This is a genomic window from Psychrobacter sp. H29, assembly GCF_059073055.1.
The window spans coordinates 399,538-422,006 of record NZ_JCACRY010000001.1; the positions used below are offsets into that span (position 1 = coordinate 399,538).

Sequence of the window (22,469 nt, forward strand, 5' to 3'; positions counted from 1 at the left end):
CTATATGCTAAAGCAAAGGAAGGCTATTATTTGAGATAATAGCCTTTTTTTTTGATTAGAAGTAGTCAGTTCACAATGGAGGATACGCTTTAAGACTACGCTAGCAACGCTGCCAATCTGATTTTGGTATGTTCATCCATCATATCCACAGGCGTGACCAATGCTTGTGCAAGCGCACTATGAGCGATGGATTCAGGCATTTCAGCAGCAATCAAAGCAACGGCTTCTTGGATCACCTGTTGAGCATTTTCAGCATTTTTCATCAGATTTTTTATCGCATAGTCTGCACTGACAGCCTCTTCGGTCGGGTGCCAACAATCAAAATCGGTTACTAACGCCAATGTTGCATAAGCCATGCTGGCTTCACGTGCTAATTTGGCTTCGGGCATGTTGGTCATGCCAATGATATCTGCTTGCATTTGACGATACCACTCTGACTCTGCACGAGTTGAGAACTGAGGCCCTTCAATACAGATATAAGTTGCCTGCGAGTGACAGTCACCCTCGATAATATCTGCTTGGTGATAGGCACGTGTCAATATACCCGATAGAGCAGGGCATAGTGGGTCTGCCATTGATACATGAGCAACTGCGCCTTCGCCAAAGAACGTACTTACTCGCTGTTTGGTCATATCAATCATTTGATCTGGCACGACCATGTCTAATGGTTTGAGTGATTCTTGTAGAGAGCCAACGGCTGATACCGAGACGATATAGCGTACGCCCAATGTTTTTAGCGCATAGATATTAGCGCGATAGGGGACTTCAGATGGGGTCAGTCTATGACCTTGACCATGCCGCGTCAAAAAAGCAACGGTCACACCTTCTAGCTCACCCAAAACAATATCATCAGATGGACTGCCATAAGGCGTCTGTACCGTAATACTACGTTTATTGGTCAATGCTTGGATCTGATAAAGACCACTACCGCCAATGATAGCGATATCAGCAGACAAAGGTCCTGATGCTTCTATTGTAGATATTGTCATAAAAGTTATCCAAGTTGGGTTATAAGAAACGATGATGTTGTCTTAGCTGATAAAGCATATATCTATATATAGTCAATCCTCTATAAATTGGATACGGTGTCAGCCTTGCTGAGTCTACTGCTCGTAGTACTTTCACTCGGCTTCCTTGTATCCAAATCATATTGAACCGACTATATCTTAGACGCCGTATCAATAAAAAAGGTCTGTACGAAATATAGCAGAACTTGAATAGTAATAAAAATAAATCGAAAAATCTGACCCACTCTCCATTATCGACTATGTTGTTATAAACAATATGAAATAAGGATAAGCATTCGCTGAGTAGTAATTGATAGCGATAAAGGTTTACAACGCAAACAAACTTTGATTAAATATATGGAACACCGTTTCACTAAGCGGAACATTGTAACGCGTAAATCAGACAGTAAAGTAAGGTTAATTTCTCAAAGCGCCTTGTATATAAGGCATTGAAAGCAAAAGAGAAAAAATACTTTAGTTTATTTATGACAAAAATTGCTATATCATGACTCAGCTGTAACGGATTAATGCCAATTTATTAATACCGTTAGATGTATTAAATTGATTACTTCAAGGATGAACTCAATGCTCAACTCTCTAAAGTCTCCATTACTTTTATCAGCCATGTTAAGCGCCACACTAGGCCTAACCGCATGCTCATCACCGAGCTCAGAAGGTGAGGATACTGCCGCTGTAGATAGTACGGCAACTGAGGCTGCCACTGATACGCTGGATACTAAATTTGTGACTATCGCGACCGGCGGCGCCTCTGGTCCTTACAACATCATCGGTACATCACTGTCTGAGGTGTATGTCAAAAACTTTGGCGTTAACTCAAAAACCCAAACCACTGGTGCATCGGTTGAAAACGTCAATCTATTGACCCAAGGCAAAGTCGATATGGTATTGGCATTGAGTGATGTGGTCACTGATGCAGTCGAAGGCAAAAACAACTTTGAGCAGCCAATCACGAACATCCAACAGATTGCAGTACTGTACCCTAACGTGGTGCAAATCGTCACGTCGAAAAAATCTGGCATCAAAAATATTGAAGACTTGCGCGGCAAGCGTATCGCTGTTGGCGATCAAGGCTCTGGCACGGAAGTAAACGCTCGCACCTTACTAGAAGGGTTTGGCATCACATACGATGATGTCACCGTTGATTATCTAGGGTTTGCTGAAGCGGCTGATGGCATGAAAGCAGGTAAGATTGAAGCGGCATTCTTTAGTAGTGGTCTACCAAACTCATCTCTAATGGAGCTAGAGCAAGGCCTCGATCTACAGATTGTGACTATCGACCAAGACAAGCTAAAAGAAATCATTGCGGCTAAGCCTTATTTTAAAACCTTTGCTATCCCTGCGGGCACTTATGGCAATGAAACAGATGTTCCAACTGCAGCAATCATGAATGCGTTGTTGGTTAGCTCTGATCTGTCTGAAGCTGATGGTTATAAACTAACCAAAGCTTTGTTTGATAATTTGGACGGTCTAAAAACAGCACACCAAGCGGCTAATGACATCAGCTTAGAAACGGCTCGTGAGGGTATGGTCGCTCCAATCCATCCTGGTGCTAAGAAGTACTATGACGAACAAGCAGCCAAGTAATTCATGTTGGTTATCAACTGGCGCCGCATTCATTGTAGCGCTGGTTTTTTTTATGCTATGGATGGGTTTGATGCTCCAATCCGTTGTGGAAGTGCGAGTTGCAGTCGAGGGTGATGATGACAAGGTTTGTTATTTCGCCGACCCTAATTTTCAGCTGCGCTGGATACATTCTGTAGAAAAACAGTGGTGGGAAGAGCAGTATCAGCGTCTAGATAAAACCAGTACAGAAGATGCTACGTTATTACTCACCACCACTTACTTTGAAGCGTTCGGTGCTGGGACCCCCTCAACTGAACCACTCGCTCCCATACAAAAACCTGGCTATCTCGGGTATCAAATTAATGAAGAACTGCCCAATCTCAATTGGGTCGTGTCTAGACTGACCAAGGGTGAGATCGATTACGGTGGTCGTCGTTTCTTGATTCACCAGTGGGTGCCAGACTATTCTGAAGTGGTAATCATGCCTAAGACGTATGGTTTAATTGATAGATTTAAAAAGGACTTTTGTCATGAACTCCCAAGTGACGGATCACGATAGCGTGAATACCACGCCAGATGCTGACGTTGATAAAGATGCTGAGGCTGTCAACCGAGCGGTATTGGAAAAATACGACCGAGAGTCAATCACACGTCATATCACGCAAGGACCAGTGAAGTACTTTATCGCTGGTATTTGTATCCTTTATTCGCTCTTTCATTTGTATATCACCTTTAACCCAATGCCAGCGTTGTTACAGCGCTCCGTACACGTGGGTGTTGGTTTTGCCTTGATTTTCTTGATTTTCCCCGCCAGCAAGAAAAGCAGTCGTAAGCGAGTCGCATGGTATGACTGGCTTTGGTTTGCGCTGTCCTTATCTGGCATGGGCTACTTGATTTACGAGTATCAAGATATTGTGACCTCGCGCGGCGGTATGGCGAACCAGATGGATGTGATATTTTCACTAATCACCGTAGTCTGTGTGCTAGAGGGTAGTCGCCGTATCACAGGTTGGATTTTGCCGATATTGGCAGGGATATTCTTAGCCTATCCGTTTGTCAGTCACATGGATTTTATGCCTGACAGACTTTTGACTCGCCCTTATGATATGGGTGATATTTTTGGTCAATTATTCCTAAAAACAGAAGGTTTATATTCTGTCGCGATCGGTGCGTCAGTGACGTTTATTTTCTTGTTTATCTTATTCGGTGCGTTCTTAGCACGCTCAGGGATGGGGCAGCTGTTTAATGATTTGGCATTGGCCATCGCAGGTCATAAGAAAGGCGGGCCTGCAAAAGTAGCGGTCATCTCTAGTGGCTTTATGGGCAGTATCAACGGCTCTGCATTATCAAATGTAGTAAGTACCGGTGCCTTTACGATTCCGCTGATGAAAAAAGTCGGCTATCACAAAGATTTCGCGGGTGCAGTTGAGGCGAGTGCGTCTGTAGGTGGGCAGATTTTGCCACCAATTATGGGTGCCAGTGCGTTCATTATGGCAGAGACCACAGGTTTGCCTTATAGCACGATTGCGCTTGCAGCCCTACTACCAGCCGTGCTGTACTATTTGGGTGTGATTGCACAGGTACACTTCCGCGCTGGTCGCCGCGATCTAAAAGGTATCGCTAAAGAAAATCTGCCAGCAGTAAAAGCAGTACTAAAAGCACGTGGTCATATGCTATTGCCGATTGTTTTTTTGGTTTTCTTGTTAATCAAAAATGTACCTGTCGGTTATGCTGCTGCTTATACCATTGGTTTTACGGTTGTCATCAGCATGCTACGTGCTGAGACACGCATGAGCTTCTCTGATATTTTGGGTGCATTGGAAGATGGTGCGCGTCAGTCGCTTGCAGTCATGGCGGCCTGTGCGGTCGTTGGTATTATCATTGGGGTGGTGAGTCTGACCAGTTTTGGTACAGTCATGACATCCTCTATCGTCACGCTAGGTGCGGGATCGTTGTTCTTTACGCTTATTTTGACCATGCTAGCATCTATGGTATTGGGCATGGGACTTCCGTCTATTCCTGCCTATATCATTACGGCGACGATGGCGGCGCCAGCATTAGCTGGTTTTGACATTCCAATCTTGTCAGCGCACATGTTTGTTTTCTACTTCGGTATTTTTGCCAATATTACACCGCCTGTGTGTCTAGCGGCCTTTGCGGGTGCGGGTATATCGGGCGGCGATCCGATGAAGACAGGATTCTTGTCACTCAAACTGGCACTCGCTGGATTTATCGTACCGTTTATGTTCATCTATAATCCTACGATGCTGATGATTGACCCAACTGGACTCGCTGTTACGGCAAAAGACTTCCCACTACCGCCTATTGTAGATATCATCACGGTGGTTGTGACCTCAGTAACAGGTGTGATTGCACTAAGCTCAGCACTTGAGGGGTATTTTAGAGGTCAGATGAATACCGTAACTCGTGTCATCTTAGCGATTGGTGCTTTGCTATTAATTTATCCTGAGATGTTGACGGGTATCATCGGCGGTATCATCGTACTAGGTATTGCAGTACTCAACATAAAAACAGCTGGAAAGCCAACGCCAACTTTAACCGTGTAAAACGTTGGATTTAAATCTTTTGATAGATTATCAAAGCTAAAAAAAGGGTGAATAACAAATTTGTTATTCACCCTTTTTTCGTATTCTTAAAAACTGTTCTTAGCGATCGTTGTTAGCAACTAATTTCGCATCGCTTTGTAGCTAGATTAGCAGCCAAGTTTGCCTTCAGCTTCTAATGCTTTTTTGCTACGGATAGGCGCTGGGCAATCTTCGCCGTAGTACTGACGATCCGCAAAGTAACTTGAGCGCACCATTGGACCTGCCCAAATGCTAAAGAAGCCAATCTTTTTGCCGTAGTCCATATAACGCTGGAACTCGTCTGGATGGACGTAACGATCGACGGGCGCGTGATTCTTACTAGGCTGTAAGTACTGACCAATGGTGATCATGTCTACGTCATGCGCTTTTAGGTCATCAAGTAGGGCATAGATCTCTTCTTCAGTCTCACCAAGACCGACCATAAAGCCGCACTTAGTGGCGATATCAGGACGACGCTCTTTATAAATCTTAAGCAAATCTAGCGAATGCTGATAGTCAGAACCTGGACGGAAGGCTTTGTACAGACGTGGCACGGTTTCGATGTTGTGGTTGAACACATCAGGCGCGGTCTCTGTCAGTAAGTCCAAAGCGATATCCATACGACCACGGAAATCGGGTACTAGGATTTCAATCAAGCAGTTTGGGCTAAGGGCTCTTGATTCGTTTAGCACTTCAACGAAGTGTCCAGCACCGCCATCTTTTAGATCATCACGATCGACAGAGGTGATTACCGCATATTTGAGCTTTAGACCTTCGATAGTCTCAGCGGTATGACGCGGCTCATCCTTATCTAGCTCATTAGGGCGACCGTGACCGACATCACAAAATGGACAACGGCGAGTACAGATATCACCCATAATCATAAAGGTCGCTGTACCGTCCGCGAAGCACTGTGGCAGGTTAGGGCAGGCAGCTTCTTCACAGACGGTGTAGAGCTTTTGCTCACGCAAAGTGGCTTTGATACGTGCCACTTCAGCAGGCGATGACATCTTTACCCGAATCCAATCCGGCTTTTTCTTAGCCTCGACGGTCGGGATCACTTTAATTGGGATACGGGCAACTTTATCGTAACCACGCAGCTTTTCGCCTTGGATGGCTTTTTTTGGTTTGACCTTAGCAGCAGGTACATGTGTTTGTACGGCAGTTGTCATAATAGAATTATCTCTTAACCCTTTATATTATAAGGGTTTATGGAATTATCAAAATGTTTTATGAGTGGCGATATTATAGCAGAAATTTAGCAGATATTTTTTGTACAATATCATTAAGGTTACTACGATTGCTCTAGCGACCATAGTTTTAAATATCTATGTTGATTTCTAACTCATTCAGTGTATCTATGGCGGCGCGAAATGCTTCTTGTGTGGCGGGTGCACCGCAGTATGGCAAGCTATGCATGAGGACTTCTCGAATCTCAGCGACACTAGCCCCATTATTGATGGCACCGCGGATGTGTCCTTTTAGCTCGGTCGGGCTTTTTTGGGCAATTAAAAAAGCGATGGTGATTAATGAGCGGTACTTGCGCGGCAATACCGAGTCATCTTGCCAAGTACTGCCCCAAGCGTGCTCAATAATCCAGTCTTGTAGTGGCTGAGTAAATCCTGTTGCCGCGTCAAGCGAGCGCTTCACATGCTGCTCACCCATGACCTCCGTGCGTACTTTGAGGCCGTTGTCATAGTTGGTATTATTGTCCATATTGCTATCGTCCATATCGTGTCGTCCTTAATAATGTCTTATAAAAGCGTATAACAGTCATATGGTGTCTGTTCGGTCATAAAGCAAGCGCTTATTGATACGTGTGACTGAGTAAATGCCAGTTATAATGAGCGCGACAATCATATTATTGATGGCACTATTTTTATAATAAATGTTCAATATGGCCTTACTATGCGCCTTTTCAGGACTGAGCCATTAACATTTAGAGCGATTTAAGCTATGATTGCACGGATAATTATTCCCTATAGTATATAGACGCAGGCAGTCATACTGACTACCCACGCAATGTGCTAAACCCCAACTGACGAGGACGACTATTGTGTTAGAAGCTTATCGTAAACATGTCGAAGAACGTGCTGAGCTAGGAACGGTTCCGCTACCATTGAACGAAAAACAAGTAGCAGAGTTGGTTGAATTACTAAAGAACCCGCCAGCAGGCGAAGATGCATTTTTGATGAACTTGTTAGAAAACCGTATCCCTGCTGGTGTTGACCAAGCAGCCTACGTAAAAGCTGCGTTTTTGGCTGCTATCCTAAAGGGTGAGACGTCATCGCCACTTATTAGCAAGCAAAAAGCGGTTGAAATCCTAGGTACGATGCAAGGTGGCTACAACGTTCAGCCACTAGTTGCTGCCCTTGATGACAGTGAAGTTGCACAAGACGCTGCTGAAGCACTAAAGAAAACGCTATTGGTATTTGACGCATTCAATGACGTGACTGAGAAAGCAGAAGCGGGCAACACCATCGCTAAAGAAGTGGTTCAATCTTGGGCTGACGCAGAATGGTTCTTGAACCGTGATGCAGTAGCAGAAAAAACCACTTACACGACGTTCAAAGTCACTGGCGAAACCAATACAGATGACTTGTCACCTGCGCAAGACGCATGGAGCCGTCCTGATATTCCATTGCATTCACTAGCCATGCACAAAAACTCTCGCGACGGCATCACTGCTGACGAAGAGGGCGTTGTTGGCCCAATGAAGCAAATCGAAGCGTTAAAAGAAAAAGGCCATCCGCTAGCTTATGTTGGTGATGTCGTTGGTACTGGTTCTAGCCGTAAGTCTGCCACCAACTCAGTATTGTGGTTGATGGGTGAAGATATTCCTAACGTGCCAAACAAACGTGGTGGTGGTCTGGTATTGGGTAACAATATCGCTCCGATCTTCTTTAACACCATGGAAGATTCTGGCGCATTGCCAATCGAAAAAGTTGCTGTTGATAACCTAAACATGGGTGATGTGTTTGACATCTATCCATACGAAGGCAAAATCACTAAGCATGACTCTGATGAAGTGCTATCAACGTTTGCACTAAACTCACCAACATTGCTTGATGAAGTACGTGCTGGTGGCCGTATCCCATTGATCGTTGGTCGTGGTTTGACTAACCGTGCTCGTGAATATATGGGTCTTGGTCATTCAGACGTATTTGCTAAGCCAGAAGAGCCAGCCGATACGGGCAAAGGCTTTACGCTAGCGCAGAAAATGGTTGGTAAAGCGTGTGGTCTAACTGGCGTACGTCCAGGTATGTATTGTGAGCCTAAGATGACTACGGTCGGCTCTCAGGATACCACTGGTCCAATGACGCGTGACGAGCTAAAAGACTTGGCATGTTTGGGTTTCCAAGCAGACCTAGTCATGCAGTCATTCTGCCATACTGCTGCTTATCCAAAGCCAGTTGACGTTGAGACTCAGCATACACTACCTGACTTTATCATGAACCGTGGCGGCGTCAGCTTACGTCCAGGTGATGGTATCATTCACTCATGGTTGAACCGTATGCTATTGCCAGATACCGTTGGTACTGGTGGTGACTCGCATACTCGTTTCCCAATGGGTATCTCGTTCCCAGCGGGTTCTGGCCTGGTTGCGTTCGCAGCTGCAACTGGTGTAATGCCACTTGATATGCCTGAATCTGTCCGTGTTCGTTTTGTTGGTGAGCGTCAAGCGGGTATCACCCTACGTGATCTCGTACATGCGATCCCTTATCAAGCGATCAAAGAAGGTTACTTGACTGTTGATAAGAAAGGTAAAATCAACGAGTTCAACGGTCGTATTCTTGAAATCGAAGGTCTAGAAGATTTGACCGCTGAGCAGGCGTTCGAATTGTCTGATGCCTCAGCTGAGCGTAGTGCTGCTGGTTGTACCATCACCTTGTCTGAAGACTCAGTAACGGAGTACCTAAACTCAAACATCACGCTACTTAAGTGGATGATCAGTGAAGGCTATGGCGATGCGCGTACGATCAGTCGCCGTGTTGAGCAAATGCAAGAGTGGTTGGCCAATCCAAGCCTCATGCGTGCTGATGATGATGCTGAATACGCTATCGACATCACTATCGATATGAGCGAAATCAAAGAGCCGATTCTTTGCTGCCCGAACGATCCAGATGATGCAAAAACGCTAGCAGACGTGGCTGGTGATACCATTGATGAAGTATTCATTGGTTCATGTATGACCAACATCGGTCATTTCCGTGCCGCTGGTAAATTGCTACAAGACGTACCAGCAGGTAGTCTTAAGACTCGTCTATGGATTGCACCACCAACTAAGATGGATGCACGCCAGTTGATGGAAGAAGGTTACTACAATATCTATGCACAAGCCGGCGCTCGTACTGAAATGCCAGGGTGTTCACTATGTATGGGTAACCAAGCACGTATCGCACCGAAATCTACTGCGGTATCGACCTCTACTCGTAACTTCCCGAACCGTCTAGGTCAAGGCGCTAACGTATACCTGGCTTCTGCCGAGCTTGCAGCAGTTGCAGCCGTACTTGGTAAACTGCCAACGAACGACGAATATCAGCAGTATGCTGGCATGCTAAACAGCATGGGTGATGAAGTCTATCAATACATGAACTTCGATCGTATGGAAGACTATACGGAAGAAGCAGACAAGATCAACGTTGCTCAGTTGAGCTAATCTTGGTCGATACTTAAGTTAGACGTTTTTAAGTTCTATTACTCTCATTTAAACAGTAACCCCGTATCGTAATGATGCGGGGTTTTTTGCGATATAAGCACTAACTGACTTCCAAAGCTATCTCATGTATAATATAAGTGCAGGCGGAAACCGTGGCTCTGCACTTCCTTTATCTTTTCTATCTCGGGACGGACCGATACTTTGATATGCACTTTGCTGTTTAAATACAGGTGCTTTGGAGTCTTGGTTGATTACCTTATCCCCAGTTAAACGCCGTATTGTCTATGTGATTGTGTTTGAGATTCTGGCAATCATATCCTCTACCTTTGTACTCATGAAGCTTAGCAATAGTGATGCATCAGAATCGCTGCCCGCTGCTATGATGATATCGCTCGCTGCGATTATTTGGAACTTCTTATACAACACCGCTTTTGAGACTTGGGAGCAGCGCAGGCGTATAGCTGAGCGTACGCTGCTAATTCGTAGTGCGCATGCGCTGATTTTTGAAATCGGTCTGGTATTGATTTGCTTACCAATATACATCATCTGGTACGATGTCGGCTTGATCGAAGCATTTATGATGGAGGCAGCTTTGATGGTTTTCTTCTTAATATATAACTTTGTATTTACCTTTATTTTCGATAAAATATTTACCTTGCCTTATCATTATGACCCCGCGACGGCCTCTTGATAAAGGGCGCTGAATAGAAAAGGGCTGCCATAGTGGCAGCCCTTTTTTGATAGTATCCTTATAGTCCATCTAAGCAAAACAAACTCAGTTGTCAGATTAAAATGCTTACAGTCTCGTTATTTAACTTGGCGTTTAGCTTGCCTAGCCATTGACCCTGTTACTTACCTTGATAAACAGGTTTACGTTTTGCTATAAATGCGCTAACCCCTTCTATAAAGTCATCGGTTTTTGCCATTACTGTCTGTTGCTCTACTTCCGTATCTAGCGCTGCGCTCAAACCAGCAAAGGCGTGTACGTTGAAGCTCTCCTTCATAGCAGCCAATGCTTTGCCTGGCAGTTGGCTCAATCGTAGCGCCAATGCTTGTACGGTAGCATCTAGCTCATCAGCACTCACCACGTTATTTACTAAATTTAAGCGCGCCATATTTTCTGCTTTTAACTTATCACCTAGCATCACAAGTTCAGTTGCTTTTGCGGCACCGACCAATTGATTCAGTAAATAAATACCACCTGCATCTGGCACTAGGCCAATATTGACAAAGGCTTGTACAAATTTTGCGTTGTCTGCGGCGATACGAAAGTCACAAGTAAGTGCCAAGTTCATACCAGCACCAGCTACAGCGCCTTCTAGTTTGGCAATGATAGGTTTATGCACCTGGCGTAGCTTCAAGCTGACCTCTCCTGCGCCCTCTACCATACCTCTTAGTTTGGTGGAGACAACCTCTTTGTCCAGTCCTTCAGATAGCATCTCTTTGATATCGCCGCCACTTGAGAAATTACCGCCAGCGCCTTGCAAGATAATCACTCGTACCTGATCGTCTGCTTCAGCCTTGTCTAGTGCTACCAAGACTTGGTTTTTTAGGGGGGTACCAAAAGCATTTAGGCTTTTTGGATCGTTAAAGGTAATGGTCGCAATGTGTTTTTCAACTTGATAATCGACTAAAGGCTCTGACATTATAGATTTCCTTATTTAAATGACGGTTTTAATATTTTGTATCAGTGAGAATGCTATGAGATAAAGGTAAAAATGATTCAATACCAATTACTATAGCAGCTTGCTCGGATTATAAAAGGGCATTTTATGAGCGCTCAAGACACATCTACACACTGGTCAAGAGTGCTGTTTTGTCGTATAAATTGATAAGGATTATCCAAGGACGTGATTGTCTAGCAAGGAGGTCATTGCCGAATGCATTTATAGACTATGCTAATATTCTAAGCTGAGCATAGAAGAATGTCATGTGACATATAAATTTTCAATGAATCAAACAAGGATGTGATTATGCCAACTATCAATATCAATAATGCTGATATCTATTACGAAGACAGCGCGCCTAACGATACGCAAAAGCCTGTCATTGTGTTTGCTCATGGTCTGCTGTGGAGCTCGCAGATGTACGAAAAACAAGTAGCGTATTTTAAATCAGATTATCGCTGCATTGCTTTTGACTTCCGCGGGCAGGGTCAGTCACAGATTACCAAATCTGGCTATGATATGGAGACACTGACCGAAGATACGCTTGGGCTAATCGACGCGCTTGGTATTGATCGCTGTCATTTTGTTGGTCTGTCCATGGGCGGGTTTGTGGCTCAGCGTATCGCCATAAAGCGTCCTGAACTACTGCTATCGCTCAGCTTACTAGAGACATCATCTGACGCCGAAGATCCAAAAAACATACCGCAGTACCGTAAACTGGTCAAAGCCATTCGTTGGCTCGGTATAAAGCGTGTGAGTAGCAAAGTCATGCCGATTATGTTTGGCAGTACGTTTTTGACGGACAAGCTACGCAAGTCCGACCGTAAGCACTGGCTCACTATGTTGCAGGGTAACCGTAAAGGCGGTGTGGTTAAGGCGACCATGGGCGTCATCGAGCGGACAGGTACTTATGAGCAACTGGGTGAGATTACGACACCGACACTCATCATCGTTGGGGATGAAGACGCAGCAACGCCTTATGATAAGTCTGAACGGATGCATTTTGCCATTGCTGGATCTAAGCTTGCGGTTATCAAAGGAGCAGGTCATACCTCAACAGTAGAGGAGCCTGATCAGGTCAATCGAGTGCTTAATAAGTTCTTGGAAAGCTGTGCTTAATATAAACAACGAGTAGAGTATAGATAACGAGCAGATGCACGGCAGTACTTTGCTGATTGAAAAGTACTCAATAACCTAACAAAAAAGCCGCTATCGCTTATGTGATATCGGCTTTTTGTACTGTAGATATGATAAGCAGTGGAGGACTAGCGCCGTGAGCTATATGGCGTATGTCCATCATCAATGGTACCAAAAGCTTCTGCACGGTTGACAACTTCGGTGGCCCATGCCCGATGGGTCGCGGGCTCTAGCATGGTGTTGTTATATTTAAATACTGCTTTTGCGTCAGTATGTAGAATGGCTTGTGCTTCATCTAATGTGCTGAGTGGCACGCAGTAAGCTTGCTGCACTAAGGCGATTTGACTCGGATGAATGACCGTTTTGCCCACTAGACCCAAGCTGACATCATGGTTTAGCTCTTGCATGAACAGTGTTGGCTGATCCAGATATTCAAATACAGGCGCGCTCAGATAAAACCCATGCGGCACGAAACAGCCAAGCAGCTGATAGGCTAGGGTACCGATAGGCGTATCATAGATAATGCTGTTTTTTGGTCGACGTAGACGCAGCGCTGCAAATAGATCATTACCACCAATACGGAGTGCAAATACAGGCTGACTAAAGGCCTCCTTAAAAGCAATGGCCAGCTCTTGGTTATGATGCGGACTAAACAGCGCGGCAGTTTCGAGTGTGGGCATGAGTAGGTGGTCGATACTGAGGTTCTGACAAGCCATCCGCCAGTTCGATAAGCTATACATATCGACCTTTGGCATGACAAAACCGTCGATCAGGTCGATATGAGCATAGTCCGCCAGTTGTTGTAGCATCGATGGACTACGCGGACGTATAAAGACCAATGGTCGCGTTGGATGCTGTGCGTGAATAGCAGCGGCTCTAGAGGGCGCATTGATGCTGTTGACATGTTCAGCCCAAGTATCCAGCAGTATACGCAAGCGCTCAAGTGCCAGCTCAACGTCTTCATGACTGACAGCATCCTCTAGGCAAATAATAATACTGTTGATCGTAGGTAGCTTGTCGCGCTTGATGACTTGCCAAATATCTTGCCGAGTAGCAGGCATGTATAGACTAGCACCCAGCTGATAGGGATGATGCGTATGCGGTCTGACCATCGCATGACGCTCAGTAATCAGATGCGCATAAGACTGGGTATCGTGGTAAAGCTCTGACTCATTGTGTTTGGTATCTGACATAGTTGGCATCATAAATAGAGGAATAAGGGACAAGCGTTCAATCATGCGAGATGAATTTGTGCTACAGGTACTAACTGTCTTTCGTGCGTTGCTTGATCAGAGTGATGGCTTGATAAGGCAGTATTTTATCACCTAATACGTCAATAGTGATGCCTCGTTGCTCACATAAATGACGCAGTAGTACGGTATCGGGATGCGCCGCGGTCGCGAGCAATATACGCTCGGGATCACGGCGCAAGATAGCGCGCGTCGCCTCGGCAATCGTGGGCTTAATACGGTTGCGATTAGTGATGTTATAGTCTGCTGCGAGCGTATCTATCAATGCAGCTGTCTGGTAGCGCGGCTGCTGATAGGTTGGCAAACACTCTGGTGGCGCGGTCAGTGAGCGTCTCGCTGCATCGACATGATCGATAAATGCCAAGCTATGATCTGCCTCTATCAAATCTTCATAAAAAACACTGCGATGAAGACCTGATTGCGGCTCGGTATATAAGCTGCGCGAAATCAGGCCTGATACGGTGCTATTTAACAAGCCTGATGGAATTAACCAATCTTCTGCGCTCGCCGCGAGCCAAGCAACGCCCGCCGGATCGGCAAGAGTCAATAGCGGAATAACATTCGCGCCTTGGTGAAAAATATTGGCAAAATTGGCATGAGACGTATCGCTAAATACGTCTAAGCTGCGCGCAAGCTCCTTATAAATCGCGCCTTTACCTGTCCAGCCATCGACGAATACAATCGGACTGTTTGGGTACGCGTCCAGCAGCATTTGCAGCGCCACAGGATCAAGCCCGCGATCACGAATGATGCTGATACCATAATGCTTGCTTGGTAAATGATAGCTACTGTCTGTGTCCGACAGTGCGCGCTGCAATAGTACGCCAATCGGTAGACCTGCCCGTACTAAGCTGACCAAGATCAGCGGATGCTCATCACTGACATCATGACCAAAGACATCATGTAGGGTATGCGCTAAGTGTGCGATATCAGTTGCGGCTCTCTCACCACCTTGCGTTAGCGCTTGACGGTATAGCTGCTCATGCATCGCGGTAGGCGCTTGCTCTAAGGTTAACATATCAGAGTAGTGACGTTGCCCACTTTGAATGAGTGCCTCTTTTTGACTGACCGGCACATCGGCAACAGCGTCTTTATCGACGATATTGAGTAGGACCGTCACATCGCTGGCAAGGTAGCTACCTGAGCCGTAGTTGTTTAGATTCGCTCTATGGGTCTGTATGTTAGGTAAAGTCATAATATGAATAATGGCACTCGTGATGATAATGAGGTTATGTGTCTGTTTTTTGGACTAGTTGTTTAAACTGATAGCTAAGACTGATAGTGATCATGTATCTGACCGCGGCTTGGCATACCGTACCAGTCAAGCAGTTGCAGAAAAGGTAAGTCCGCCAAGCTATCACCAAAGCCAAAACTGGGACGCTGATGATCTAAATGATGGTCTAACAAAAACTGTACGGCATGATGCTTGTGAACCGCATGGGGCAATATCGCTAGATTATTGGCATTGACGTGTACATAAAAATCTTGCTCAAAATCACGTATCAATGCTGGTAATTGTTTGGCTAAGTCGACCAATGCTTGATGGTCTTTTTGCGCGTGTTTAATCGCTAAATAAATGGTTAATTCTTCCTCGACAGAGCCATTGCTAAAGCAATCAATATGCGGCGTAAATACCAACTGACTCTGCTCACTTTTGCTATGACTAGCAAACAGCTCGCTCAGTTGGTTTAACTTATCTTGCAATGGTGCAAGCTTGTTATACATATGTTGCTGCCATTTGCTTAGTAGCTGCCCATTAGCCGTTAAAATAATGGCACCATGAGTCAATACTTGCCAACTGTCAAACGGCAGCTTCACACGTTTTATTTCACTACGATCTCGCGCCGTCACGACTATTAGGTCGGTACTAGCCAGTAACCAGTTAAAAAAGCTCGCTTGGCGCTGACTCATAAAGCTGAGTGGTTCATCTTGCTTATTAACCGTCGCACATACTAAGTTTTCAGTTTCAGCAGTAGGCAAATCCCATGCGTCGATTTTACGTTGGGTTTGAAAAAGTGTATCGTCCAAATCCATTAAGGCATATGGTTTGATAACATCGGGATTGGGCTTGAAAAATGGGGTAGTCATGACGTCGTCCATAAACAGGAAGTATGAAGGTGAAAGAATGGTTTAAGTCGTCGGACTGACCACCAAAACATTATCCAAACCGCGCCACATCGCATCGACGCTATCAGCAGCCGTTTCTACACACAACACAATCAAGTCCCACTCATTGGGATCAACATTATAAGCAAAGTTGGTCATACCCAATCCGTAATTATCATGAAAGCTCAGCATGGTAGTGATGGCCCCGCCAAGCGCAATCGGTGAGCGAGTCAATGCACTAAATTTCACGATAGTATCCGTGTCAGCTTTGAGGTTTTGATATGTTGTCTCAAGCCATTCCGCCAATAAAAATGGCAACCAAACAAACTCATTGCTGCCCAATACCAATATTTTTTTGGGCAGTTGACTCACATCAAAACTGTCTTGATCATGAAAGCGTGCAAATGTAGCCTTAAAACTTGAAAGATAGTTATCAAAGCCATCTGTGCTATTTAATGTAGGAAAGCGTCCCCAGTTGCCGGTAAATCCAAGCGCTTGGCTACCTGCTGCAGTAGTATCAACCGATGGCATAGTGATAGGCTCTGGGTTGGGTGCGTCTGTCCATTGCCATGCTCCAGACAGCAGATGATGACGATGAAACTCAATACCAGTCAAGCGATCCGCCATACGCGTAGGCTGAGCGTCATCTGTCTGCTGGTTTGTATTCTCTTGATCCAATGACCAATCAACCAGAGTCGTTAGATGCACTTGCTCTAATTGTGTCAGCCCTGCATCACGTAAAGCCGTGACGACATTAACACAGGTATTGCCTGTTGACGCTTCGTCATCGACCATGATTAGCGTTTTGCTAGCGAGCAGCTGTGCTTGTGTGATGCTATCTGTACTTTGATAAATCAAATGCTGGCTGGCATGACTGTGATCTTCACAAAAAGTCGTGAATAACGAATTAGCATCATTAGTATCGCTTTGTTTACCCTGATCAAGGCTTTCATCATGTTGAGCATGACGAGTAGAGTTCAGTAGCAGCGCCTGCGGATAGCGTGTTTGTAGCGCTTGATGCACGCCTGCCGATAGACCGACCGCAGTCTCTGCCATACCGATGACTAAAATTGGCTCGGGCAAATCATTAGGAACTAAACTGGCCAAATCAGTAAACGCATTTCGCATGGTGCTGGGTGCCACGGGAATATGACGACCCAATACTTTTGAGACAAACAAAAACGCCCGTTTTGGGTTAATGCGCTGGGCAAATCCAAGCAGATCTTCTAGTTGATAGTGGTCGCTGTGTGCCAAATCACGATTAGTGGTTGCATTCGTCTGATAGGTCAGATCCAGCGTGCCGCGAGGTAGGGTGATGCTTGTACTGTGTTGCTTATTTAACATTCATATTCCTTTGCGCTTTTCATTTTATATAGGTATAGATTTCTTAACCCTGACAGCCAACCAGCCATAACGCGCTACGGCTTTGCTTGCTGAGTTGCGGTGTGGTTAAAGTCATATCGCTTGATCTATCAGTCCTATTCTCCAAGCTGATACCAGCGCTTGCAAGCAGCGCAGATAATAACTGAAATTTTACCGCATAGTTCATGTTTTGTGCGTGTTCATGGATCAGACTGGCAGTTACCATACCAACGACCTCGCCAGTTGGTAGCAATAATGGGCTACCACTAGAGCCGGGTTGAATGGGCGCGGTAAACTGAAGATAACGGATATCATCATTCAAGCCCGTTAGCCCTGAGATACAGCCTTGCGTCACTTGTAGTTGACTGCTGAGTCCCGATAGCGGAAACCCCAATGTGGTAATGGTTTCACCCAATATATCACTACACTGCTGCGCCAATGGAATATGGTGAGGCAATGGGTCGCTAACTCTGATAATAGCGGAGTCGCTACCGATATCGCTGAGTACCACTTGTGCCTCGCGGTCGGGCTGGCCCTGCTGGCGTATACCAATCATTTGGGCTGACTCGATTACATGATAACAGGTAAGCAGGTGATACGGATCAATGGCAAATGCCGTGCCTGTCCACGTCTCACCTGACTGCACTTGACGAGGCGTACGCACTTCGTTATTAGGACGCGCGTGCTGTTGCTGGGCCTCTATAATACGTGCATGTGTATCAGGTGACCGCATATCGAAACTGACCTGTGCGCGCCGCTCAAGACTTGCCAATCCTTGGGTCGATGATTCACCAAGCGCCCGACATTTGAGTTGTCCATTACGCTGATATATCTCTAAGATGATAGCGGCTTTCACGTGACGTTCGCGCGCCGTAAAGTCATAGCGAAGGGCACCATCATCGATCGTCAAGCAAACATCCTTTAGCTCAACTGCAGGTAGGTTGAGATTAGGATCATGATAAACATAAGCAATCAGCTGTAAAAAATAAACGCCTTTTTTATCAAATAATGTAGGTAAATCAAGCTGCCATATATTTGGGTCTTTTGAATTGTTTATTGTCGCCCAATCTTTCAGTTCATGCAGATAGGCAGGGCTACAAACCGCTTTGCGATTCGCATCTAGAGGCAGCCATAGTAGCCCAAGCTGCTGTCCAAATTTAAGGGGTGTGGCGGTAGAGAAGGTAATCGAGCACTGCGCGTTTGTGATAAAGGTGTTGGCGCCTAACACGAGCGCGGTCTGTGCTGTCATCGTATAGTCCTAATTGATTTTTTATTTATCCACACGGTCATTATAGTGTTGAATGTAGTTGTACTAGTGACATAAAAAGTAGTACTCATACATCATGATACAAATAGAAAATTAAAAGTATCGCTATATTTTAGAATAAGCAGCATGTTTATCTACTAGCAACGGTGATCTGTGGTAAGCACAAATGACAGAGAGCAGAGTATATATAGAAGACAGCACAATGATAATGCTAAAACGTTGTATTAAGCAGACTAATGTTTGTTTATATAATAGATAGCCATCTATCGGATATAGTCACCATCCATCGGACAATCTATCAATAAGTCTTGCTTGACTAGATAAATATCATGATAATGCGATTAAAATTCATTACTGTTTAGTAACTTTATTGCAGATTACTGTTAACGAAGTAAATGAAGAAGCTATAAAGTAACCACTTACTAAGTACTAATTAACCACGTACTTGAAGTACTCAAGACCAGCCGTTCCAATCTTATCTTAAAGCTCACTTTTTATCTTTAAATATACGAAAAGCTAAAAGTTGCCCAGCTGCAAGTAATACCATGTTTGATAACTATGCCTACACGTTTATCAGTTATTAAAAATAAGACGGTTTAGTCATTCTATGCTGAATAGCATGGTTAAAAAAGAATTTTACATATCGCCTTTCCATAATATCTATATTGCACAACAGTCAATAGTATAGAAGCTCGATGCTTCCATTAGACATGCTGCCTGATATATAAATGGTTCGGTATAGCAGCTTAGTCGTATTTTAGAAAAGGAGTGACCTTTGAAATTTTCTTGTGCATTAGAGACGTCTTCTGAACGTGTCCGTTTGGTTAATGTCATCTCGCCACTTATCAAAGCGGGTTATCAACTTGTCTCCCAAAGACAAGAGTCGTCAGGAAATGGTGGCAATATCATCCACGTCATTGCGAGAAGTATGGGCTCCAAGACACAAGAAGAACTAATCGATGATCTTTCTTCGATTGAAGGGTGCACGCTTTTTAATTTAGAAATAGATGACGAGAGTAGCTCATCAACCGCGCCTGCACAAAAGGTTTTAGACGAAAAAAGTGTTCTATCCGCCATTGGTGCCTATTATCCTAAGATAGCAGATATCGTTAGTGAGTATGAGGCAAGCCTACCTTTTGATCGCCGTGTAACAGCGTTGCAAGAGTTGGGACGCAAGGTGGGTGGCGGTATTTATCAGCGAGATTATTCACTGGGCAGCCCATTAAAAATGCCCAAGACAATCAGTCGTGAGCTTGTACCAGCACTGAAAGGGTTGTCCAAAATTAAAGCAAAAGACAATGTCATTTATTTAATCAAATGTCCATTTTGCAAGTCGGCAAACCACAACCATTCAGGGTGCCACTTTGTTGTGGGATACATAGAAGGGTTTTTGGCAAGCAACCCTGCTGTAGATAGGGTGCAAGTCGAAGAGACTAATTGCGGCGCCAGTAGTACCAATATTTGCGAATTTACCATCGGGTAGGTCAGCACGACGCATAGATAACTCACTGTCTATGTAAACCAATAACGAGCGTATGATGTCCTGCAGTTGATCCAAATCAGTGTTATATGGCTCAGTTTTTATTAAACACAAAAGGCAAAAAAATGATTGAAGTTGAATATAACTTACTTTTGGTACTGGTCTCTTATGCCATTGCAGTATTTGGCTCTTATGTTGGTTTAAATCTTGCCATTCGAGTACCCTCTGCAAAACCAGGTTCAGACCTGTATTTTTGGGTTGCGCTATCTTCGATTGCGATTGGTGGTGCTATTTGGTCGATGCATTATATTGGCATGATGGCAGTCGACATGAAGATGCCAGTTACCTATGATTTAGGTCTGACGATTGTCTCGATGTTGCTGGCTGTTGGCTTTGTGGCTGTGGGAATTATCATTGTAGGACGCGGCGACTCTAGCACCGGTAGATTGATCGGCGGTGGTGTTTTGACAGGTTTGGGTGTTGCAGCCATGCATTATACTGGTATGGCTTCGATGCAAATGGACGCGACTATGTCATACAACATACCGCTTTTGATTACATCTATTGTGATTGCTATCGTGGCTGCTATTGCGGCATTATGGTTGGCCTTCAATCTACGCGGTACGCTACAGCGTTTTGGTAGTGCGTTTATTATGGGCATCGCCGTTTGCGGTATGCATTACGTTGGTATGGCAGCGATGGAGATGAATATGACTGGTCATATGATGGATATGGGTTATACGCATGACAGTGCTATATCTTCATCGATTATGATTTTTATCGGTTCGGCTATCGTATTGGGCTTGTTGTGGTTTATTGCATCTAAGAATGCACCTAAAAAAGCAACACTGGTATTTGGTGACTAACTTTAAGTTACTGCTTTGCTATTGATATATCAAGAATACAGGAAAAAGGGTTTTAGATAGTCATCTAAAGCCCTTTTTTTGTGGCTACTTTTTGAGCCTACTAATATGGTTATTGACACGTCGTATTTTTAAGTATGCAATCAGTCACTCAGCAGCATCTTCAGTTACTCAGTAGTGTCTTCAATTTTGACACTCACCATGATAGAGCGTACTTGACACGGCTCTATTTGCTGCGTGATATCAGCCAACTTTGGTTTATCGGTCAGGCCGAGCCAATAGCCAAAACCAATTTGCGTCAAATCGATCCCGCTATGCGTGGTGTAACCAATACCACCAGATGGGCGGCTATTAATCTCAAGGACGCGGTGTTGTCCGTCATCATCGGCTTTGGTTTGTACACTCACGATACCGTCACAGCCAAAGGCTTTAATCAATGGAATAACCACATCCATGACTGATTGCTCATAGCCAATATGCTGGATCTTGCCTGTCTTATAGCGAGTAACGGCCGCTAGTACTTCACCATATTCGCAGACCACATCGATTGAGTACTCTTGCCCTGATAGATAAGGCATAAGCAGCATAGGGATAGGGCGCTTATGTACCATTACGCTATTGTTGTAAGCATTGATAAACTGCGCGGTATTTATTTTTTTCTCTTCAGTAAAGTATAAATGCTCAAAGCTATCGTAAGCACTGTCTTCAGACTTACCTGTATCCAAGCGCCAAAATCCTTGGGCAAAAATACCGACGACAGGTTTGACGCATAGGGGCTGATGACCGTGCTCAGCGAGTAAAGCCTCAAGCTCAGCAGTATTGTCAAAGCGCCAAGCATCAGCGACAGGGATACTGTGCTCATGACACTGTTGCATAAAGGCAAATTTATCTTCGATCGACTCTAATGCCGCAACGCTCGTTGCTCCTGTTAGCAAACGAATACCCGCCGCATCAAATATCTCACGGTGTGCTTCGTAATCGACGCCATTACGCCCAGTCAGCAATACTTTGACATTGTTTGCTTTGGCGTGCTCTAAGACAAATTGCCAGCGCGGCGTAGCTGGTGCACTCATTGCTTGCGCTTCATCATTGATAAATGATTCAGACGGCTCACGATAGATCTTATCAGCAAATTCAAAAATCTCAGGGCGGTTGTGACGGTGTGAGGCAATAATATTAAAAGAGTCGTTTAACTGGTTTTTTAGAGTCTGCAGGCTCTCTAACATATCGCGCTGGCTGGACTGACCTTCAGCTAACCAAGCAGCTACTGGTGTGGAGTGGACGCTATCGTTAGCAAGGTTATTCATAGTTTTCTCAGCGTTATCATTGTGTGTAGGAAACAGGATCAATCAGCATTGCTACCGCAAAACTGGTAGCAATAAGGGCAAGACGATATCATCTAGCAGCATGTATTATATACAAATGGCGCCTCTTATAAATGCCTCTCATGAAATAGTCACATGGATTTTTCAGAGTGTTTTTATGACTCAAAGTATGATTG

Annotated in this window: 18 protein-coding genes; 8 read left to right on the plus strand and 10 right to left on the minus strand. The window is 44.7% G+C overall.

The genetic code is table 11. The features are described from left to right. Window positions 1–95: 95 nt before the first annotated feature. Window positions 96–989 carry an S-methyl-5'-thioadenosine phosphorylase gene (gene mtnP / locus AC5JP1_RS01650; RefSeq protein ID WP_493842867.1) on the minus strand — a complete coding sequence of 298 codons (894 nt, stop codon included), beginning with the start codon at window positions 987–989 and terminating at the stop codon, window positions 96–98. A gap of 603 nt (window positions 990–1,592) precedes the next feature. On the opposite strand from mtnP, the gene AC5JP1_RS01655 reads away from it, so the two are divergent. From AC5JP1_RS01655 to AC5JP1_RS01665, 3 genes are all read left to right on the plus strand, one after another. Further along, window positions 1,593–2,612: a TAXI family TRAP transporter solute-binding subunit gene (locus AC5JP1_RS01655; protein WP_493842868.1), complete on the plus strand. Its 1,020-nt coding sequence runs from the start codon at window positions 1,593–1,595 to the stop codon at window positions 2,610–2,612. Window positions 2,613–2,682: 70 nt separating this feature from the next. Next, entirely contained in the window at window positions 2,683–3,150 is a 468-nt protein-coding gene (locus tag AC5JP1_RS01660; RefSeq protein WP_493842869.1) for a DUF1850 domain-containing protein, read from the plus strand. Then, window positions 3,122–5,158: a TRAP transporter permease gene (locus AC5JP1_RS01665; protein WP_372887390.1), complete on the plus strand. Its 2,037-nt coding sequence runs from the start codon at window positions 3,122–3,124 to the stop codon at window positions 5,156–5,158. The genes AC5JP1_RS01660 and AC5JP1_RS01665 overlap by 29 nt, the downstream gene beginning before the upstream one ends. A 146-nt stretch (window positions 5,159–5,304) precedes the next feature. Here the strand turns inward: AC5JP1_RS01665 and lipA are convergent, their stop codons facing one another. Together lipA and AC5JP1_RS01675 are read right to left on the minus strand one after the other, a co-directional pair. Next, a complete protein-coding gene (gene lipA / locus AC5JP1_RS01670; RefSeq protein WP_372887392.1) occupies window positions 5,305–6,348 on the minus strand; it encodes a lipoyl synthase in 1,044 nt (347 codons plus the stop codon). Between the two features lie 148 nt (window positions 6,349–6,496). Continuing rightward, window positions 6,497–6,907 (minus strand): carboxymuconolactone decarboxylase family protein, encoded by a 411-nt coding sequence (locus tag AC5JP1_RS01675; RefSeq protein ID WP_493842870.1) that lies wholly within the window; start codon window positions 6,905–6,907, stop codon window positions 6,497–6,499. Window positions 6,908–7,232: 325 nt separating this feature from the next. On the opposite strand from AC5JP1_RS01675, the gene acnB reads away from it, so the two are divergent. Both acnB and AC5JP1_RS01685 read left to right on the plus strand, forming a co-directional pair. Further along, window positions 7,233–9,836: a bifunctional aconitate hydratase 2/2-methylisocitrate dehydratase gene (gene acnB, locus AC5JP1_RS01680; protein WP_493842871.1), complete on the plus strand. Its 2,604-nt coding sequence runs from the start codon at window positions 7,233–7,235 to the stop codon at window positions 9,834–9,836. 247 nt (window positions 9,837–10,083) lie between these two features. Next, window positions 10,084–10,527, plus strand: coding sequence for a PACE efflux transporter (locus AC5JP1_RS01685; RefSeq protein WP_319050567.1), 444 nt, complete (start codon window positions 10,084–10,086; stop codon window positions 10,525–10,527). A 157-nt stretch (window positions 10,528–10,684) separates the two neighbouring features. On the opposite strand, the gene AC5JP1_RS01690 is transcribed toward AC5JP1_RS01685, so the two are convergent. Then, window positions 10,685–11,482, minus strand: coding sequence for an enoyl-CoA hydratase/isomerase family protein (locus AC5JP1_RS01690; RefSeq protein ID WP_493842872.1), 798 nt, complete (start codon window positions 11,480–11,482; stop codon window positions 10,685–10,687). A gap of 327 nt (window positions 11,483–11,809) precedes the next feature. On the opposite strand from AC5JP1_RS01690, the gene AC5JP1_RS01695 reads away from it, so the two are divergent. Then, complete coding sequence (locus AC5JP1_RS01695) at window positions 11,810–12,622, plus strand: alpha/beta fold hydrolase (RefSeq protein WP_319050565.1); 813 nt, start codon at window positions 11,810–11,812, stop codon at window positions 12,620–12,622. A 146-nt stretch (window positions 12,623–12,768) separates the two neighbouring features. Here AC5JP1_RS01695 and AC5JP1_RS01700 read toward each other — a convergent pair whose 3' ends face one another. The 5 genes from AC5JP1_RS01700 to AC5JP1_RS01720 all read right to left on the minus strand — a co-directional run bounded on the left by AC5JP1_RS01700 (window position 12,769) and on the right by AC5JP1_RS01720 (window position 18,607). Continuing rightward, entirely contained in the window at window positions 12,769–13,833 is a 1,065-nt protein-coding gene (locus AC5JP1_RS01700; protein WP_493842873.1) for an HpcH/HpaI aldolase/citrate lyase family protein, read from the minus strand. 70 nt (window positions 13,834–13,903) lie between these two features. Next, the gene (locus AC5JP1_RS01705; RefSeq protein WP_493842874.1) at window positions 13,904–15,085 is read right to left on the minus strand and encodes a cysteine protease StiP domain-containing protein; all 1,182 of its coding nucleotides are present in this window, start codon (window positions 15,083–15,085) and stop codon (window positions 13,904–13,906) included. Window positions 15,086–15,159: 74 nt separating this feature from the next. Continuing rightward, window positions 15,160–15,978: an HAD hydrolase family protein gene (locus tag AC5JP1_RS01710; RefSeq protein WP_493842875.1), complete on the minus strand. Its 819-nt coding sequence runs from the start codon at window positions 15,976–15,978 to the stop codon at window positions 15,160–15,162. Between the two features lie 42 nt (window positions 15,979–16,020). Then, on the minus strand, window positions 16,021–17,340 hold the full coding sequence (locus AC5JP1_RS01715; RefSeq protein WP_493842876.1) for a phosphoribosyltransferase domain-containing protein: 1,320 nt from the start codon (window positions 17,338–17,340) through the stop codon (window positions 16,021–16,023). A 43-nt stretch (window positions 17,341–17,383) separates the two neighbouring features. Then, a complete protein-coding gene (locus AC5JP1_RS01720) occupies window positions 17,384–18,607 on the minus strand; it encodes a S1 family peptidase (RefSeq protein WP_493842877.1) in 1,224 nt (407 codons plus the stop codon). Window positions 18,608–19,400: 793 nt separating this feature from the next. Here AC5JP1_RS01720 and AC5JP1_RS01725 point away from each other — a divergent pair. Both AC5JP1_RS01725 and AC5JP1_RS01730 read left to right on the plus strand, forming a co-directional pair. After that, window positions 19,401–20,108 carry a hypothetical protein gene (locus AC5JP1_RS01725; RefSeq protein ID WP_493842878.1) on the plus strand — a complete coding sequence of 236 codons (708 nt, stop codon included), beginning with the start codon at window positions 19,401–19,403 and terminating at the stop codon, window positions 20,106–20,108. 122 nt (window positions 20,109–20,230) lie between these two features. After that, window positions 20,231–20,971, plus strand: a complete 741-nt coding sequence (locus AC5JP1_RS01730) for an MHYT domain-containing protein (RefSeq protein WP_493842879.1) — start codon at window positions 20,231–20,233, stop codon at window positions 20,969–20,971. A 164-nt stretch (window positions 20,972–21,135) separates the two neighbouring features. Here the strand turns inward: AC5JP1_RS01730 and AC5JP1_RS01735 are convergent, their stop codons facing one another. After that, window positions 21,136–22,275 (minus strand): ATP-grasp domain-containing protein, encoded by a 1,140-nt coding sequence (locus AC5JP1_RS01735; protein ID WP_493842880.1) that lies wholly within the window; start codon window positions 22,273–22,275, stop codon window positions 21,136–21,138. Window positions 22,276–22,469: the final 194 nt, after the last annotated feature.

Coding starts and splice junctions, on each gene's coding strand:
- mtnP (WP_493842867.1), bottom strand. CDS start 989: ATGACAATATCTACAATAGAAGCATCAGGACCTTTGTCTGCTGATATC.
- AC5JP1_RS01655 (WP_493842868.1), top strand. CDS start 1,593: ATGCTCAACTCTCTAAAGTCTCCATTACTTTTATCAGCCATGTTAAGC.
- AC5JP1_RS01660 (WP_493842869.1), top strand. CDS start 2,683: ATGCTCCAATCCGTTGTGGAAGTGCGAGTTGCAGTCGAGGGTGATGAT.
- AC5JP1_RS01665 (WP_372887390.1), top strand. CDS start 3,122: ATGAACTCCCAAGTGACGGATCACGATAGCGTGAATACCACGCCAGAT.
- lipA (WP_372887392.1), bottom strand. CDS start 6,348: ATGACAACTGCCGTACAAACACATGTACCTGCTGCTAAGGTCAAACCA.
- AC5JP1_RS01675 (WP_493842870.1), bottom strand. CDS start 6,907: ATGGACGATAGCAATATGGACAATAATACCAACTATGACAACGGCCTC.
- AC5JP1_RS01690 (WP_493842872.1), bottom strand. CDS start 11,482: ATGTCAGAGCCTTTAGTCGATTATCAAGTTGAAAAACACATTGCGACC.
- AC5JP1_RS01695 (WP_319050565.1), top strand. CDS start 11,810: ATGCCAACTATCAATATCAATAATGCTGATATCTATTACGAAGACAGC.
- AC5JP1_RS01700 (WP_493842873.1), bottom strand. CDS start 13,833: ATGTCAGATACCAAACACAATGAGTCAGAGCTTTACCACGATACCCAG.
- AC5JP1_RS01705 (WP_493842874.1), bottom strand. CDS start 15,085: ATGACTTTACCTAACATACAGACCCATAGAGCGAATCTAAACAACTAC.
- AC5JP1_RS01710 (WP_493842875.1), bottom strand. CDS start 15,978: ATGACTACCCCATTTTTCAAGCCCAATCCCGATGTTATCAAACCATAT.
- AC5JP1_RS01715 (WP_493842876.1), bottom strand. CDS start 17,340: ATGTTAAATAAGCAACACAGTACAAGCATCACCCTACCTCGCGGCACG.
- AC5JP1_RS01720 (WP_493842877.1), bottom strand. CDS start 18,607: ATGACAGCACAGACCGCGCTCGTGTTAGGCGCCAACACCTTTATCACA.
- AC5JP1_RS01730 (WP_493842879.1), top strand. CDS start 20,231: ATGATTGAAGTTGAATATAACTTACTTTTGGTACTGGTCTCTTATGCC.
- AC5JP1_RS01735 (WP_493842880.1), bottom strand. CDS start 22,275: ATGAATAACCTTGCTAACGATAGCGTCCACTCCACACCAGTAGCTGCT.